This is a genomic window from Undibacterium sp. Ji42W (assembly GCF_049340405.1).
Classification (GTDB): Bacteria; Pseudomonadota; Gammaproteobacteria; order Burkholderiales; family Burkholderiaceae_D; genus Undibacterium.
In genome coordinates this window covers 25,237-42,286 of sequence record NZ_JBMPOV010000012.1, presented here as the reverse complement: position 1 = coordinate 42,286, position 17,050 = coordinate 25,237, and the positions used below count along the sequence as shown (strand labels likewise).

Sequence of the window (17,050 nt, the reverse complement as noted above, 5' to 3'; positions counted from 1 at the left end):
GTGGTTGATGATATTTCTTGGACGTGATTTTGTGTCACGTCCACTTTCTTTATTTCAAAAAATCAGGGACGGTAGTCGGCACTATCACAGCCTGCTTGGTTACTTTGTACAGCAGCAGCATTCATTCCGGTGTATACAGTTGTTATTGCCAAACCCGCACCAACTGGTCCACCAAACGGAAGAGCCGCTAATCCGGCACCAGTCGCTGTAATACCAGATGCAACTTGATTACTCGTCGTTGGCTTTGAATTTTCCGCCATGCACCTGTTGTACGCAGCAGCATCTGAGGCAGCACTTGCCATAGCAATCGCATAAAATGTAGCCCCCCCTGAAGTAGATTCTCCCCAAGAGTTTTGACCAGGTTCACGAGTCGCGGCAGCGTCAAACCGAACAGCACCCACTCCTATAACTGGATCAGGATCATCACCGCCAGCAACGGCCATCAATTCTTCATTTGTAATCATACGCATTTTGTGTTACTCCTGTACATGGTTAAGTGAACCATACCTCATGGCATGGCTTTACTGCTCCGTCCAAGGTCTTGACTACCTTGAACGGTTTTTTCGGGCTGGGTCTGTTGGTTTTTCCTGACAGACTCAGCATCGAATTCTGAAATTCTTTGTTTCTGTTTCTAGGCACGCTGTTTCATGGCTAGCACTGGCTCCAGCACCCACTCCCAAATCCTGCGCTTGTCCTGTATCACATCCGCCTCCAGCGTCATACCAGGCTTGAGCATTTGCGCTTGCCCATAGGCATTAATGCTTTGCTCATGTAGCCTGACCTTGATGCGGTACAGCGCTTCGTTCGCGTTGAAGCCATTGATGGCTTGCTGGGCATTGCTCAGGATCGTACTGGCCAGATGCGCTGGCAGCTCTGCCGGGGCAAAAGGCGTCCGGCTGACATCAACGACGGTGGCTGTGTGCAAGCCAAATTTTTGGTAAGGGAAGGCTGCATAGCGTATCAGCACCTCTTGCCCTGGCTGGATAAAACCTGCTGTGCGGCTGGGTACATACAGATGTGCCTCCAGTGAATTTGTTTCAGCATTAGCTCCGTTGGCATCAACAGGAATCAGGCTGGCCAGCACTTGTCCTGCATTGATGGCCTGTCCCGCCTGGTTCGTTAACGCTGTCACCGTCCCGGCTTGCATGGCTACGATTTGCACAGCCTGACGATTGGCATTTTCTGCTGCTTCTTGCTTGAGGCTGGCTTTGGCTCTTTCTATTTGTGTCAGGTCTGTTGCCAGGCTATTCGATAAAGTATCAAGTTCTGATTGCAGTGCAATCTGGTTGGCCTGCAACTGGGTTTTGCTACGCTGCAGCGTACTTAAGCGGGTGCTGATGTCGAGCAGGTCTTCCTGCTTTTGCTGGGTCTGGGCGGCAGAGACATAGCCATTGCCTTGCAGGGTTTCATACTTGGCGACGCTTTGCTGTGCCAGTTGCTGGCGGCGCTGGGCAAGCAGGAGTTCTTGCTCAAGCTGTGACTGTTCCTGAGCCAGGTTCGCCAGCCTTTGTTGCAGGGCCTGCTTTTTTTCCTGGTACTGACTTTGGCGCAATCTTTGTTCTGCGGCCATGCTGTCAGCACGGCTGGCGAGTTGCTGGGCAACAAGGGCTGTGATTTCGCCCTGGCTGTTCTGGCGCTCTGTACTCAGCGTGAACAGGATTTGCCCGGCTTTGACTTGCTCGCCTTCCTTGACGTGGGTAGTCAGCAAGATACCGGCGTTGGGGGCAGCCACGCTGAGCTGGCCGCCTATAGGCACTGTGATACCAGTGACGCGGGCTTTTTTAGTGATGCTGCCGAAAGTGATGTAGGCAATCAACACCGCGGCAATGATCAGGGCAACAATCGCAATCAAAGAAGCGGAGAGCGGTTGTGCCAGGCGGATGGATCCCATCCATTGACTACCTAATGCTGCTGTCACTTCAGGGCGAAACAGGGGGCTGGACTTACTCATCACCCGCCTTATTCACTGCAATTTGTTGCGATTTCAATGGCATCTTCGTTTATCTACAGCAATATTTCAAAAAAGGCACTTAATTCCCGTGCACTGATTAACAGCATAAATGAAAACACTCGGGAAATGTCAAAGAAAGTTAAAAAATATATTTTAAGCATGCTTAAAGACTATTTAATATTTTTCTGCTAGGATCGCGCCGCGTGCTCGGGCGCTTGAAAACCGCTTGTCCTGATCGCTCCTTTTCCATGTAAAGCGACCAGGTCATCAAAGAGCTGTCATTCAGCGTCTGGACATCGTTCTAATGTCCAGACATCTGTTTTTAAATCCCGACCCATTCACGCGCATGTGCAAAAATCAGTCGCCTTGCTGCTGCCAGACTGCTTTACCCGACCTCAAATAAATCAAGCCGCTGGCGGAGCCTTCTTTCGCTACCACGAGGCCATCGTGTTGCAATTTGACAGACTTGGCATGATAGCTGTGCGGCTGCGAGCCTTTGTCTTCGACATACCAAAGTTCCAGCCACGAAAAGTCATCACCACCATTGCCTGTCGCATGTCCGGCACCAACGATGACAGGCTTGGCTTTGCCATGCGACAAAAAGACGATGCCCTCTTTATTACTGTTGCTATCTTTGACCAGGACCGCCAGGTCACCCTTGCCAGCACCCAGAAAATTACCGCGCCAGACAAAGGGATTGATGCGGCTGTTGACCTCGATGGATTCTTGTTTGGACAAGCCATCAAGCTGCTTGTTTGCCCAGTCCGGCAATTGCATCTTGGGAGACACATCCTGTGCAAAAGCGATGCTGTTGGCGAACAACAGCACGACGGACGCTAATTTGAAATTCATGGCAAAACTCCTGATAGTGATGTAAATGTTTAAGTATTGTTTGAATACAACCTACTTTGCCTCAACTGATTATTTCTACTGATTACTACCACTGCGCTCACTGCAAATACCTCACCTCAAACTGATGGTCTGCCTCTTCCATGCCGGGTCTTGCCACTTGTAGAACACGCTCAAAGAACCCGGCTTATCGGCACCATTTTCAACTTGCAGGCTGTCCATGCTGACGACTTCAAAACTCTTTTTGAAACGGCCTTCGACTTTGGCTTCGCGTGCTACCAGCATTTTATTGGTGCCGGGCACCCAGCCTGCGAATTCTGCATAGCCAAGATCGGGGTCACTATTCGCTGGTGGCAGGATGTCGATGATCCAGCCCTGGCTGGTCTGATGGAACAGCCAGAGTTCACGCCAGTTCTCCATGGGTTGTACAGCCAGTGTCAGCGCAGTGCTTTGTGCATTGGCGCGGGCAGATGCGGCCCAGACCACGCTATAGGTGCAGCGCTTTGCCAGCGGGGTTTTTACGTCATGTTTGGCATCAGTCAGCATCACGCAGGTTTCGCCTGGCTGGCCTGGGGCAGTGATGACATTCAGGCCAGGTTTGGGGACGATGGCGGGTTCTACGGCCCAACGCGTCGTGCCTACCCGCACACCGGCGTCGGCATAGGCATAGACATCTTCATCGGCGAATTCTTCTTTATTGACGGCGGCCAGTTCTGTCAATGCGCGATTGGCGGCGTCATCTACTTTATCGCCTTTGCGGGCGCGCTGGAAGGCGATGCTGGACCAGACGCTGGCCTTGCGCATGCGCATGCGGTTTTTCAGATACTCGGGCAGGCTGGTGGTGTTGACCTTGTCGAGTACATCGGCACGCCACTGGTCGAGGGCATAGCGCTCGGTGGGGCGCATGGTGGGGTCTATGCAATCCTGTCTGATTACTGCCAATGCAGCACGGGCTTTTTGGTCGGGTGTGGCATTCATGGCCAGCACGCGGCGGAAGGCTTCACCGTCGTAGCAGAGTTGCATGCGGCCTTCACGTTCATAGCCTTTGATGTTGATACCGTAATTGGCAACCACTTCCAGGTGGGCGGCGATGGTGGCTTCATTTTGCTTGGGCTGTTTGCTCGATGCACGCTTTGCCAGGCGTTCTGCCATGCTGCCGAGTGCGTCAAAGGCTTCTGCACCGATAGCACTGGCTGGTGCGGCTTTCAAATAAGCCGCGGTATAACTGATGCCCAGGGATTCTGCACCCGGTGTATCGCGCAGGAAGCGGATGACGGCGAAGGCATCCGGCGCATCATCAGGCTGCATGGACACCAGGCGTACTTGCGATGCCTTGATATAGCCTGCACGCTCGCGCCTGTGGTCATACACTTGCAGATAGTCGAGTTTTTCTCCACGGATTTCCAGGCTGTCACCTTGCCAGAGTATGGCTTGTTGTTGCGCACCGTCCTTGGGGGCGGCGCGCAATTGTGCCTGGTCTTGTGTGACAACAGCGAGCACGGCGACAGCAGCTAAGGTAGCAAACATGATTATTGGCTCTCTTTGTTTTCGTTGGTGGTTTCGGTTTCAGCTTCTGTCGAGACTTTTTGCATGCCTTGCTTGTTATTCCTGCCGCTACCCAGCAATGCAGCACCAATGAAGCTGCCATCTGTTGGTGGTGGTGCGATGATGACGGATATCTTGTCTGACAATTTGTCAGCCATGGTTTTCTGTATCAACAAGGGGTGCTTGGTCAGCAGTGCACCTTCTCTCTCCATCTGCACGCTGGCGACCTTCCCGACCAGGTCTTGTCTGTAGGCTTCTGCATCGGCCAGTTTGCGGCGCGAATCGGCTTCACCCTGGGCTTCGATGACGCGCGCCTGGGCCGTGCCTTCCGAGGTTTTGATGCGGGATACCTTTTCTGCTTCGGCTTCAAACTGCCGTTGTTCTATCTGCTTTTGCTTGAACGGTAATACATGCTTCATGGCTTCTTCTTGTGCTTTGGCAGCGATGATTTGTTCATTGCCCGCAGCTTCGGCTGCTTTTTCGCGTTTGATCTTGTCGGCATCCGCTTCCAGCGCGGTTTGTTTTACCTGTTTGTCTTTGAGCTCCAACGTATAGCGCATTTTTTCACTTTCCAGTTCTTCGGCCAGCAGTTTTTCCATGCCGCGTTTATAGTCAGCAGGCAGGTCCACCTTGCCCATCATGACGCTGCGCAGGATGATGCCGTCAGCGGCCAGCCTGGGTTTTAACTCAGCTTCTATCTGTTTCTGGATTTCTGCGCGCTTGCTGGAAAATATCTCGCGTACTGTATACAGGGTGAATGCCTTGTAGATCACACCCTGCACTGCCGGTTCAACGATGTCGGTATTGATGTTCTCTGGCAGGCTGGTGGACATATTGGTCAGCTTGGTCGGATCAACCGCATAACGTATGCTCAGGTCTACCCCCAGTGACAAGCCTTCTACCGACTGGAACGGTGCCTCGCCATCGGCACGGCTGCTGCGTGTGGGTTTGTATAACTGGTCTTGCAGGCTGAACAGGCGCAACTCATGCAGGCCGGGTACGACAATCAGGGCACCGTCACGCACCTGGTCAGCATGACCGGTCAACTGGTTGATACGCACACCCACGTCACCACGCGGGATATGTTTGACCGGTGGATGCGTGCTGATCGCATACACGGCACCACCTACCAGGCTGAGCACTACCAGGCGCTTGAAAGTGACTTTACTGAACATGCCTGATTCTGTCGTGACCCTGGCCCCGGCTTTGATTCCCGATGCGCTTTTGCTGAAAACGGAAGACAGCGTAGATCTTACGGCTTGTACCAGGGATTTGATACGGTCAGACATGATGGCTCTCCAATAAGGTAGTAACAGGTTCTTAGGGTTTCTTGCAGTGGCGTTTGCCCTGCTTTCCTTAGAACCTGCCGACGATCTGTAGCGAGCGTGCGTCAGCGGGAGTGAAGCGCAGCGCAAAAAGCGGAATGTACTTGAGTACATGAGCATTTTGAGCAGCGCATGAGCCCCGATCACGCTCGCGCAGTAAGATCGTCGGCAGGTTCTGAGACACATCATGCTCCGCAAGCCACGGAGCATACAATGCTGCGGTGGGGGCAGAAATATCACTGTGGCAAGCTATTTATTCCGCGCCTGGAGTAAGCCTTGCCGCGTGTGAAGAAAAACTCACAGCGGCTTTATGACATTTACGGCGAAAGCGTGGATACTGCGGTTATTGAATACATCGCAGGAGAAAACCGTGGTCAAAGTAGCTGTCATCGAAGACGATCTGCCCACCAGCAATCAGTTAAAAACCTGGATAGAAGCAGCAAAGCCGGGCATACAGATAGACCAGTGGTTCAGCCGTGACGATGCCGAAGCCGCTATCGCACGCGAAAACTATGACCTGGTGGTGCTCGATATTGAACTGGGGCGCGAGCGCCATGCCGGCGTTGCCATCATCAACGCCATCAACAAGCAGCATGCAACACCAGTACTGGTGGTGTCTGCCATGCCAGCCACTATCTACCGCAGCATCATGAAAGCACTGGATGCCTGGGATTATCTGCAAAAGGCGACCTTTGAAGAAGCTGATTTCATCGAAACCTTTCTGGAAATGCTGCGCTCGGTCAAGGAACGCAAGCAGCACAAAGAGAGCCAGAGTGCAGCCTATAAAGAAGCCGCAAAAAGCCCGGCGGCCGACCAGCTCAGTATGGACCCCTTGCGCCAGCGCACCCCTATCTGGCGCGGCCAGCGCATCAACCTGCCGCTGACTGCGCAACGCATACTGGCGGCCCTGTTTGCCCGCCGTGGCCAGGTGGTGTCGTATGAAGACTTGTATGAAGTCGTCAAGAGCGGGCGCAACCGCGACAATATACGCAAGCATGTCTCGACGATACGTGATGCCTTCCGTGAGATTGATGCGGATTTTGAATGCATAGAAAACGTCCCCATGCGCGGTTTCAGATGGGTGGATGACGACGCGGGCAGAAGCTGACATGGGCAAGTTTTTGCTAGCGACTTACCGGCTGCGAATTTTATTTCGCGGCGTTTTTCTCTTGCTGGCACTGGCAACCGTGGGGCTGGCGCTGTCTGTCTTGCAGCAGGAAAAGCAGCTCAGCTATAATAATTACCAAAGCAATTTCAATAAAACCCGTTTGCAAATATCAGCCACGCTACGCCACCCTGCCGGGCAGCTGGCGCTGCTGAATCCCCCTGCGGACAACAAACGCGCTTCCTTGCGTCCGCTGTTGTTACCGTATTCTGCAATTGATTTTGACGACCAGAACAAGGTGCAGCAAGCGATCGCCATGTCAGGTTGCCTCGTCCAGTATGGTAATGAAGGTGCACTCTGTAGCGGCATAGGCAATAACCCATGGGCGGGCGGCTTTATCTATATCGCGGGCAACTTCAACAGTAGCCAGTTGGTATCTCACAAGCGTGGCAATGAAAGCCTGACACAGGCACACAGGCTGAAAGTTAGTGTCAGCCTGCGCGGCCAGACATATCGCTGGATAGCGCCGTTTGAAGAAGAGATTGCACCCGCCAGGCAAAACCAGGGCGTGCGCGGGCGCTGGACAGGTTTCAATGAAAGCGAAGCCAACAAACCGAATGCACGTCCAGTCAAAGACTTCCGTGGCTGGGCCTGGCAACAGGCAGTTTGCAACCAGGCTGACCTGGACGACAAGGATGCTGACTGCCAAAAGAATACCTTCTTCTCACTGCGCCTGCCGATACCAGTCTTGCAGGAAGCCTTATTTGAAAAAAAACGCCCGGTCTGGCCGCCACAAGACCTGGATCAGATGGAAGTCAGCCTGTCTGTGCTGCCACCAGATTCAGACACCGCCCTGCTCGACAGCAAGAATACGCCGACTGCAACACCATTCTCCCTCAAGGATTTGCAAGGCAACCTCTTGCCTGGCGAAACCCTGCGCATTCGCAAGCCTGACAATCAAGACAGTAAAGGCAACAAGGAGGATTTGATCAACCTGACCGGTGCCTTTGAACAAAGCGATGAATCATGGAATATCATCACGCGCCTGATACGCAGGCTGCCTGTGGATGAATACGATGTGCCACTTGAAAGCAAAGAAATCATCAGTACACCGTTGGCGAATTATGAGGTCTTGCTCAAGGGCGATGTACGCAGTGTTAGCAAGAGCCTGAGCGTGGTCGCCAGCCGCGTGTCCTGGTTTGTCGGTGCGATGCTGCTTGCATTAACCCTTGCCTGGCTGTTGATCGAAGTCAGCATCATCAGGCGCATCACTCTGCTGACCAGACGCGCGGTGTCGCTTTCCAGGACCATGAAAGGTGCGGGTGAGCTTGAACAATTCGATGTCAGCGATTTGCGCAGCCCGGACGAACTCGGCGTGTTGGCCAGTTGCCTGCATGATTTATTGCGACGGGTAAAAGAAGATGTGGAGCGTGAAACCATACGCACGGAGCAGGAAAAAGAAATGTGGCATGCAGTGGGCCATGAAATCATGTCTCCGCTACAGTCTTTGATGGCCCTGCATGGCACGGCAGATGACCAGAGCAACCGCTACATCAGCCGCATGCAGCAGGCCATACGTGTGCTGTATGGCAGCGCTTCGCCGAGCGAGGCATTTCAATCTACTGTCTTGCAAGTCAGTGAAATTGATATCACCCTGTTCCTCAAAAACGTCGCTGACAATGCCCCCATGGTGGATATACCGGATGTGGTTTACCAGGGGCCGGATGAAGTCATCATGGTCAAGGCAGACGAATATTCCCTCGAAGATGTCGTCACCCATGTCTTGCGCAATGCCCAGCGCTATCGCCAGGGTGATACGCCTATCAGCATCAGGTTGCAAAGCACGGAAACGGCAGTGACGATCAGCATCCACAATACCGGCCCGCATATTGCGGAAGACCTGATCGACAAGATTTTTGAATATGGTGTTTCTGACCAATTGGATTCAGGGGCAAATGGCAACCGTGGCCAGGGCTTGTTTGTCGCCAAAACCTATATGGCAAAAATGGGGGGCACCATCAGCGCACAGAATGTCGCCGATGGGGTCAGTTTTACGCTCAGCCTGCAAAGAGGGAATTGCTAAGCTGGTTTCAAATGCTGATTTTCAAGCCTTGAAATTCAGGCGATAACAACAAGTTTGCCACTCATACCCTCATGCCCATCACCACAAAAGTTATCGCATAAAAATTCATAGGTGCCAGGCTTGTCCGGTTTCAGTTCTACGTTGATGACTTTGCCTGGCACCAGATCCATGCGCAGATTAAAATCAGGCAGGTTAAAACCGTGGGTGAAATCCAATGCGGTGAGAGCCAGTACGATGGTTTCGCCTACTTTTGCTTCTATGCGATTTGGCAGGAATAAAAATTTTTGCGCCTTGACCGGGATAACACGCTTTCTGGATTGTCCCTGCGCATGGGCAAGCTGGCTGTCAGTCATGACGGATGCCGCGCCCAGCAGTGTCACGGCCGCACTCGTACAAAACAGGCGTCTGGATGCTTTCATGTTCATGCCTTTACCACGGGGAATTCGCTGACGCTGCTTACTTTGCCGTCCACATCAATTTCGCGGAAACCAAGACCTGAGAATGGTGCATCAGGCTTCCATGGCAAGGGGGTGCGCTTGTCCTGAGAACCTGGGGCGGGTAGCGGGAAAATCAGGGATTTGGCAGCATGATGCGGGATATGCCCCGTCATGTGATGATGTTCCTGATGGATGTGGCCGTAGAACACGCTGATATTGGTATATGGCGTCAGCAAGGCAATCGCCTGCGCGCCATCGCGTGTGGCCCAGTCCCATTGGGGCACCAGGTCAAATAGCGGCCTGTGCGTGAACAGGACGATAGGCGCATCCTTCGCCTGCTTGCTCAGATCAGCCTCCAGCCAGGCCAGCTGTTTTTCGCCTATGCGTGCGCCTGAGTCGGACACATTGTCCAGCGCAATGAAATGTACGCCTTTATGATCGAAACTATAGTTGGTCGCACCGAAATGCTCTTTATAGGCGGCACCGGCATCAAGTGAAGCATCATGTTCACCTGGGATGAAACGAATATTCCTGACCTTCAGGTCACCAGTGATGTCCTTGAATTCTGCCATGCGCCTACGGCGTTCAACCGGGTCATCAGTGGTATGGGTCAGATCGCCCGTGAAGATGATGAAATCAGGTTGATGCAGCAAGGCATTGACACTTTCTATCGCCTTCCTCAACGTATTCTTGGCCTCGGGGTTGGCGTCCCCGCTGTAACCCCAGTGCGTATCCGACAGCTGGACGAAATAAAAATCAGATTCCGTATTTGCCAGTACCGAGCGGTACAGGCCGGACATGAACACGGCACCACCGCCTACGGCACCAAGTTTCAGGAAATTTCTGCGGTCTATCATGGTGTTTCCTTTATAGAAGAGGGTCTTGTTCAAAAAAATACAGGTAAAAGACGGATAAAAAGACGGATAAAAAGACAGATAATTAAAGGCAGCTGATTCACGGCTACCGCGTCGGCGGTGCTTTCAGGGTCTTCAGATAGGCAATCAGGTCTGCACGCTCGCGTGCCGAAGCGACAGAGACACCCATTTTTTGACCGGGTAATAATTTCTCAGGATCGCGCAGCCAGGCATCCAGCAGCTTTTCATTCCAGACGAGATTGGCCTTGCTCAGGGCGGCAGAATAGACATAAGCGTCCACGCTGCCCGCCTTGCGGCCAAACACGCCAAGATGCGCCGGGCCGACACCGTTATACTGAACCGAGTGGCAGGCTGCACACCTGGCCTGGTAAAGCACCTGCCCTGCACCGGCATCGCCTGCTGCATGTGCTTCTGCCGCCATTACGAGGTTGGCCAGGCCGGCCAGTATGGTCAGTGTTGCCAGCAAATATGGTCGACTATTCATCTGATTAGCCTTATCCTTGATATGAAACTGATGGAGGCAAATACCCGGAATGGCAGGAATTTATTCCCGTCAGACTCAAAAAATGTTGTTTTATTTTTTTGCCCAGGTCGGGAATAAATCTGTGCGATATTGAGTCTTCATGGCAAGGATCAATAAAATGGGTGTGTTTTTGAAAGATGACCGTGCTGCCAAAGAATTTGAAACTCTCACCCTTGCGCATCTGGATGCCGCCTACAACCTTGCACGCTGGCTGACGCGCAATGACCATGATGCAGAAGACCTGGTGCAGAATGCCTACCTGCGCGCTTTCCGTTTCCGTGACAGTTATCACGGCGGAGATATCCGCGTCTGGCTGATGACGATAGTGCGCAATACCTACTACACGACTTTGCGTGACAACAAGAGCATGGCCGCAGATATTGCTTTTGATGAAGCCATGCATGGTGATGCCGCAGGCAGCAATGAAGATTCCAGCTACGCCTTTGACAAAGACCCTGCCCATGTATGGGAAATGCGTGATGTGGGCAAAACCGTCAATCTCGCACTGGAAAAACTGCCGCAGGTTTTCAGGGAGGTGCTGGTATTGAAAGAAATGGATGATTTTTCCTATAAGGAAATCGCAGAAGTCTCAGGTATCCCTATCGGCACGGTGATGTCACGACTGGCAAGGGCCAGAAAATTATTGCTGGCATTTCTGCAAGCAGGACCATCAGGAGATGAACATGGAATGTAAGCAGATCAGGCCATTGATGTCTGCCTACCTCGATCAGGAGCTTGATGCCAGGCAGGCATCGCAGGTGGAGATGCATATCACAGGCTGCCATGATTGTAGCGATGCTTTATCACAAATGCAGGCAGTGAAGGCAGGCGTGAAACAACATGCGCATTACCATACCGCGCCTGCGGGATTGCGCACAAAAATCATGGCAGACCTGTCGCAGCAACGCCCGTCCCGCTTCCGTAGCTGGCCTTGGGCCTGGATCAACCTGGGTTTAGCGGGCATGAGCAGCGCTGCCTTTGCGGGCATGCTGATACTCTATCTGAACCAGCCTTCTGCCAATGACATTGTTAATGAGGACGTGCTGTCCAGCCATTTCCGCTCGCTGGCACCGGGGCATCTGGTTGACGTTGTCTCTTCAGACCAGCATACGGTCAAGCCCTGGTATGCGGGCAAGCTGGATTTTTCACCGCCTGTACGTGATCTGGCGGCGCAGGGTTACCCCTTGCTGGGTGGCAGGCTTGATTACCTGGCTGGCCGACAAGTGGCGGCACTGGTGTACCAGCGCCGCAAACATATTGTGAGTCTGTATGTCTATCCTGAAAATGGCAAATCTCCGGCTGCGTCAGCATCAGCCGTATCAAGCCGGGGTTACCAGTTGATGCAATGGAACGCGGCTGGCATGCACTATGTCGCCGTCTCCGACATGAATGCCGAAGAGCTGGCGCAATTTGCGAATCAGATCAAGATATCTGCTGAATAAAATCTCGACATACATACCGAAAAATTATCAAAAACATATTAACCTGACGACATCGACAGTTTTTATCCAAAAAGCAAAACTTAGTTTTGTATCATCATATAAATCACGTCGCACTATCGGAAAGCATGGCTTTAGAATCCCTGACGGGTGTGCTGAACCAAACGCCTGCTCACGGGGTCAATGACTGGCTATGTCTATAGCCAATAGCCGTCTGTGAGAAAAATACCAGGCTGAGACGGCCTGTCCAACAATAAGGAAAGCAATGAAACCACAATTAAAATTGATCGCCGCGCTGTGCATGGCAGGCGCCGCCAGCCTGGCGCTGGCCCAGGCAGAAGACAAACACCAGTGGCTGGAAGACGTCACCGGTGACAAGGCATTGAGCTGGGTCAAGGACCAGAACAAGGTCACCCGCAGCAAGCTGGACAACGATGCAGGTTTCAACAAACTGAAAGCGGATTTGCAAGTCGTGCTCGATTCCAAAGACCGTATCCCCGGCATACGCAAAATGGGCGATGCTGTCTACAACTACTGGATGGATGCAGAACACCAGCGTGGTGTCTGGCGTAAAACCAGCCTGGAAGAATACAAGAAAGCCCAACCTAAATGGGAAGTGGTGCTCGACGTTGATGCACTGGCAAAGGCAGAAAATGAAAACTGGGTATACAAAGGCAGCGTATGCCGCGAGCCCGTGTATGACCGGTGCCTGATCGAGTTGTCACGCGGTGGTGCCGATGCGATTGTTACCCGTGAATTTGACCTGGCCAGCAAGTCCTTCGTCAAAGATGGTTTCAGTCTGCCAGAAGCAAAAATGAACCTGGACTGGGTCAATAAAGACACCCTGTTTGTCGCCACCGACTTTGGTGCCGGCACGCTGACTGATTCTGGCTATGCACGCGTTGTCAAGGAATGGAAACGCGGCACGGAATTATCTACTGCCAAGACCCTGTTTGAAGGCCAGAAAACCGATATGGCTGTAGGTGCCAATTCCAGTGACCACAAAGGTATACACAGGGAACTCGTCAGCCGCCAGATCACTTTCTACACGTCAGAACAATATCTGAAAGAAGGCGACAAGCTGACCAAGCTGGATATTCCGGCCAAGAGCAATCTGTATTTCTTCGACAAACAGGCAGTGATCACCCCGCGTGAAGCATGGACAGTTGGCGGCAAGACTTATGCGTCAGGCAGTGTACTGGCGATCGATTTTGATGCCTTCATGAAAGGCAATCGTGAGTTCACAGTGTTGTTTGAACCAAGTGACACCACATCGTACACCGGTGCCACCATCACGAAAAATTACCTGTTGTTGCAAACACTGGACAACGTCAAGAGCAATCTGAAAGAATGGAAATTCAGTGGCGGCAAATGGTCTGCGCGTCAGGTCAGCCTGCCTACCCTGGGTGCTGTTGGCGTCAGTGGCATGGACGCAGAAAATTCTGATGATTACCTGCTCAGTTATTCTGATTACCTGACACCCAGCGTCTACATGATGGCCCATGCGGGCAATGACAAACGTGAACTGCTGAAGTCGGCACCAAGCTTCTTTGATGCCAGCGCCTATGAAACAGAGCAAAAATTCACGACATCCAAAGACGGTACCAAAGTCCCTTATTTTGTGGTGCGCCGCAAGGACATGAAGTACGATAGCAATAACCCTACCCTGCTATATGGCTATGGTGGTTTCCAGATTTCCATGACACCTTCATATTCCGGTGGCCTGGGCAAGAGCTGGCTGGATAAAGGCGGCGTGTACGTGGTTGCCAATATCCGTGGCGGCGGCGAGTTTGGCCCGCGCTGGCATCAACTGGCGCTGAAAGAAAACCGTCAACGCGCCTATGATGACTTTGCTGCTGTGGCAGAAGACCTCATCAAGAACAAGATCACCAGTCCTAAGCATCTGGGTGCCATGGGTGGCAGTAACGGTGGCCTGCTGGCTGGTGTCGCTTTGACCCAGCGCCCCGACTTGTTCAATGCCGTGGTCAGCCAGGTACCTTTGCTGGACATGCGCCGCTTCAACCAGTTGCTGGCCGGTGCCTCATGGATGGGTGAATATGGCAATCCTGATGTGCCAGCAGAATGGGATTACATCTCCAAATATTCACCTTACCAGAACGTCAAGGCAGGTGTGACTTATCCTAATGTGCTGTTCATTACTTCTACCCGTGATGACCGCGTCCATCCTGGCCATGCACGCAAGATGGCTGCCAAAATGATGGAGCAGGGTCACAAGAATGTCTGGTATTACGAAAATACGGAAGGTGGCCACGGTGGTGCGGCCAACAATGCCCAACGTGCAGACATGAGTGCAATCACATATACCTTCTTGTGGAATATGCTCAAGCGCGACAATGATGCGGTGCAAGTGCATTAATCAAGTCAGGTACGATGAAAAAAGCAGCCGGTGTGGCTGCTTTTTTTTGCTCAATCGACTTTATCCGACGGGAACCGTATGGTTTCACGTAACAACACGCTCATGGGCAAGGCCATGTTCACGCCATTCGGTTGCACCGGTTTTGTAAACCATTTCTCATAGAGTCTGGTCAGCTCGCCATCTGTCATCATGCGCACCATTTCCATATCGACCAGCTTCTTGAAAGCGGCATCGCCCTTGGGCAGCATCATCGCATAAGCTTCTGAAGACAATGGGTCACCGACGATGACGAGTTTATCGCGAAGCTTGGACCTGGCCTTGAAACCAGCCAGGATTGCATCATGCTGTGCAAATGCATCGACCTGCTTGTTTTCCAGCATGCTGACAGATTCGATATGATCTTTGCTCTCCACCATTTTCATATTCAGGGAGCGCACTTTATCCCTTTCCAGTAAAAATTTGTCTGTGGAAGTACCTTTGGTCACCACCACTTTTTTATCTTTCAGATCCTGCCAGTTCTTGATGCCAGAATCAGCAAAGACCATCATGCGTATCGTGGCAAAAAAATGAGGAAGTGTGTAATTTACTTTAGTACGTCGTTCTGCATTATTACTGGTCGAACCACACTCAATATCTGCCTTGCCTGAAGTCATCGCATCCATGCGTGTATCTGAAGTGACGGGGACGTAGTTGAGCTTCAACTGCGGCAGTTTTAATTCTTTTTTGATGGCATCCACAAATTTGGCGCAGATATCAATCGAGTAACCGATAGGTGTTTTATTCTCTGACAGATAAGAGAATGGGAGTGAGGTTTCCCTGAATGCGATGTTGATCGTATTGGTTTTTTTGATACGCTCAAGTGTATCGGCTGCAGAGGATAACTGCGCCAGCATACAACTTGAAAGAATTAAACTTGCTTTGATAAAGCGACGAAATTTCATGCGACTTCCTTGACCCGGTTGGAGTAATGAGGATGATAAAGAACTGATGTGGAGAGAGAAATCAGGGCAAGGAAATGAGGAAAGATGCTACTTCAATAGCATTGTCATATGCTGTCGCGCTGAAGGAAAAATACTGCGCGATACTTGCCAGACCAAAGTGAACCCATATCAGTTGCGACAAAAACACCGCAGGCCGGGATTATAGGAATATTTCTACGCGACAACAATCAAAAATTCATGCATTTTGCTTAATGTCATGATTCAACACCTGATGACGCTCACGCAGTTGAGCAATATCAATAAAAAACCCGGGCAAATATCCCGGGTTGGTGAACATACATGGATAAGCTGCGAGATCAGCCGTGAGCAGCTTAATTCACTTTATCAGAAGGAAAGCGTATTGTTTCCTTCAGCAGTGAACCCATGGGCCATGCCAGGTTCATATTGTTTGGCTGTATCGGTTTGGTGAACCATTTTTCGTGCAGCTTGGTGATTTCACCGTCAGTCATCTGGCGTGCCATTTCAGTGTCGATGACTTTTTTAAATGCGGCGTCGCCTTTGGGCAGCATGATGGCATAGGCTTCAGAAGCCAGTGGGTCACCAACGATGGCCAGCTTGGAAGGGTCTTTGGCCTTGGCTTTCAAGCCGAACAAGAGAGCTTCATCCTGGGCAAAGGCATCGACCTGGTTTGTTTCCAGCATATTGAAAGAATCGCTGTGGTCTTTGCCCTCTACCAGCTTCATGTTCAGGGCGCGTACTTTATCACGCTCAAGGATGAATTTGTCAGTAGAAGTACCTTTGGTGAAGACGACCTTCTTGCCCTTCAAATCTGTCCAGTTCTTGATGCCTGAACTGGTATTGACCATCATGCGCAGGGTAGAAAAGAAATGAGGTATCGTAAAATCAACCACTTTCCTGCGGTCTGCTGTATTGCTGGTTGAACCACATTCCATATCTGCCTTGCCGGATGTCATGGCCTCTATGCGGTTATCTGCCGTGACGGGTACGAAATTGATTTTGAGTTGTGGCAATTTCAATTCTTTTTTAAGCGCATCGACCATTTTTTTGCAGATGTCGATGGTGTAGCCGACAGGGGCTTTGCTGTCTGACAAATAAGAGAAAGGCAGGGCTGACTCGCGATACGCGATATTGACGGTCTGGCTTTTTTTGATACGGTCCAGCGTGTCAGCAGAAGACATCTGGGAAAGAATGGCGGCAGACACAAATACGCCAGCCTGAAGAATACAGCGCAATTTCATATGGTTTCCTTATGCTCTTAAAAAAGACAACATTTATCGAGGCATTTATGTGGAAGCTGTTGCAAAGATGTTCAGGCAGCGCATAACTACCATGAGCAGCTATTGCCTGAGTATAGGTAATACAGCGGGGCTACGCAAATAAGCCCGGGATATTTTGCAACAAGCGTGGGGGTTTCAACAGTATGGGTGCGGATTATATAGCGGACTGAGTGCCTTGAGGGAGAAGTAAACCTCTAGTGCGTGATAGGAGAAAAAGGGAGAGAAAAAAGGAGAATAAAAGGAGATAAAAAATCAGATAGAAATATAGACAAGAAACGTGTATTCATGGAATGACAAAACTT

The 17,050-nt window shown here is 51.4% G+C and carries 15 protein-coding genes; 5 read left to right on the top strand and 10 right to left on the bottom strand.

The features are described from left to right. Window positions 1-62 precede the first annotated feature (62 nt). The 5 genes from ACO0LG_RS23625 to ACO0LG_RS23605 all read right to left on the bottom strand — a co-directional run bounded on the left by ACO0LG_RS23625 (window position 63) and on the right by ACO0LG_RS23605 (window position 5,634). A complete protein-coding gene (locus tag ACO0LG_RS23625; protein ID WP_423030038.1) occupies window positions 63-470 on the bottom strand; it encodes a hypothetical protein in 408 nt (135 codons plus the stop codon). A gap of 161 nt (window positions 471-631) precedes the next feature. Continuing rightward, the gene (locus tag ACO0LG_RS23620) at window positions 632-1,951 is read right to left on the bottom strand and encodes an HlyD family efflux transporter periplasmic adaptor subunit (protein ID WP_423030036.1); all 1,320 of its coding nucleotides are present in this window, start codon (window positions 1,949-1,951) and stop codon (window positions 632-634) included. 357 nt (window positions 1,952-2,308) lie between these two features. Beyond that, entirely contained in the window at window positions 2,309-2,803 is a 495-nt protein-coding gene (locus tag ACO0LG_RS23615) for a hypothetical protein (protein ID WP_423030034.1), read from the bottom strand. Between the two features lie 111 nt (window positions 2,804-2,914). Further along, window positions 2,915-4,327 carry a hypothetical protein gene (locus tag ACO0LG_RS23610; RefSeq protein WP_423030032.1) on the bottom strand — a complete coding sequence of 471 codons (1,413 nt, stop codon included), beginning with the start codon at window positions 4,325-4,327 and terminating at the stop codon, window positions 2,915-2,917. Window positions 4,328-4,329: 2 nt separating this feature from the next. After that, on the bottom strand, window positions 4,330-5,634 hold the full coding sequence (locus ACO0LG_RS23605; RefSeq protein WP_423030030.1) for an SPFH domain-containing protein: 1,305 nt from the start codon (window positions 5,632-5,634) through the stop codon (window positions 4,330-4,332). A gap of 406 nt (window positions 5,635-6,040) precedes the next feature. Here ACO0LG_RS23605 and ACO0LG_RS23600 point away from each other — a divergent pair, with 406 nt between their 5' ends. Both ACO0LG_RS23600 and ACO0LG_RS23595 read left to right on the top strand, forming a co-directional pair. Then, window positions 6,041-6,778 carry a response regulator transcription factor gene (locus ACO0LG_RS23600; protein ID WP_162039622.1) on the top strand — a complete coding sequence of 246 codons (738 nt, stop codon included), beginning with the start codon at window positions 6,041-6,043 and terminating at the stop codon, window positions 6,776-6,778. Next, entirely contained in the window at window positions 6,756-8,858 is a 2,103-nt protein-coding gene (locus ACO0LG_RS23595; protein WP_423030027.1) for a sensor histidine kinase, read from the top strand. The genes ACO0LG_RS23600 and ACO0LG_RS23595 overlap by 23 nt, the downstream gene beginning before the upstream one ends. Window positions 8,859-8,893: 35 nt before the next feature. Here the strand turns inward: ACO0LG_RS23595 and ACO0LG_RS23590 are convergent, their stop codons facing one another. From ACO0LG_RS23590 to ACO0LG_RS23580, 3 genes are all read right to left on the bottom strand, one after another. Further along, complete coding sequence (locus tag ACO0LG_RS23590; RefSeq protein ID WP_423030025.1) at window positions 8,894-9,277, bottom strand: cupredoxin domain-containing protein; 384 nt, start codon at window positions 9,275-9,277, stop codon at window positions 8,894-8,896. Between the two features lie 2 nt (window positions 9,278-9,279). Next, window positions 9,280-10,152: a metallophosphoesterase gene (locus tag ACO0LG_RS23585; protein ID WP_423030023.1), complete on the bottom strand. Its 873-nt coding sequence runs from the start codon at window positions 10,150-10,152 to the stop codon at window positions 9,280-9,282. A gap of 103 nt (window positions 10,153-10,255) precedes the next feature. After that, window positions 10,256-10,654, bottom strand: a complete 399-nt coding sequence (locus tag ACO0LG_RS23580) for a c-type cytochrome (protein WP_423030021.1) — start codon at window positions 10,652-10,654, stop codon at window positions 10,256-10,258. A 139-nt stretch (window positions 10,655-10,793) separates the two neighbouring features. Between ACO0LG_RS23580 and ACO0LG_RS23575 the strand changes: the two genes are divergently transcribed. The 3 genes from ACO0LG_RS23575 to ACO0LG_RS23565 all read left to right on the top strand — a co-directional run bounded on the left by ACO0LG_RS23575 (window position 10,794) and on the right by ACO0LG_RS23565 (window position 14,509). Continuing rightward, window positions 10,794-11,387, top strand: coding sequence for a sigma-70 family RNA polymerase sigma factor (locus tag ACO0LG_RS23575; protein WP_423030019.1), 594 nt, complete (start codon window positions 10,794-10,796; stop codon window positions 11,385-11,387). Further along, window positions 11,377-12,135, top strand: a complete 759-nt coding sequence (locus ACO0LG_RS23570; RefSeq protein WP_423030017.1) for an anti-sigma factor family protein — start codon at window positions 11,377-11,379, stop codon at window positions 12,133-12,135. The genes ACO0LG_RS23575 and ACO0LG_RS23570 overlap by 11 nt, the downstream gene beginning before the upstream one ends. Before the next feature lie 262 nt (window positions 12,136-12,397). Next, on the top strand, window positions 12,398-14,509 hold the full coding sequence (locus ACO0LG_RS23565) for a prolyl oligopeptidase family serine peptidase (RefSeq protein WP_423030015.1): 2,112 nt from the start codon (window positions 12,398-12,400) through the stop codon (window positions 14,507-14,509). A gap of 50 nt (window positions 14,510-14,559) precedes the next feature. On the opposite strand, the gene ACO0LG_RS23560 is transcribed toward ACO0LG_RS23565, so the two are convergent. Together ACO0LG_RS23560 and ACO0LG_RS23555 are read right to left on the bottom strand one after the other, a co-directional pair. After that, window positions 14,560-15,450 (bottom strand): amino acid ABC transporter substrate-binding protein, encoded by an 891-nt coding sequence (locus ACO0LG_RS23560; RefSeq protein WP_423030013.1) that lies wholly within the window; start codon window positions 15,448-15,450, stop codon window positions 14,560-14,562. A 371-nt stretch (window positions 15,451-15,821) separates the two neighbouring features. Further along, window positions 15,822-16,709, bottom strand: a complete 888-nt coding sequence (locus ACO0LG_RS23555) for an amino acid ABC transporter substrate-binding protein (protein WP_423030011.1) — start codon at window positions 16,707-16,709, stop codon at window positions 15,822-15,824. Window positions 16,710-17,050: the final 341 nt, after the last annotated feature.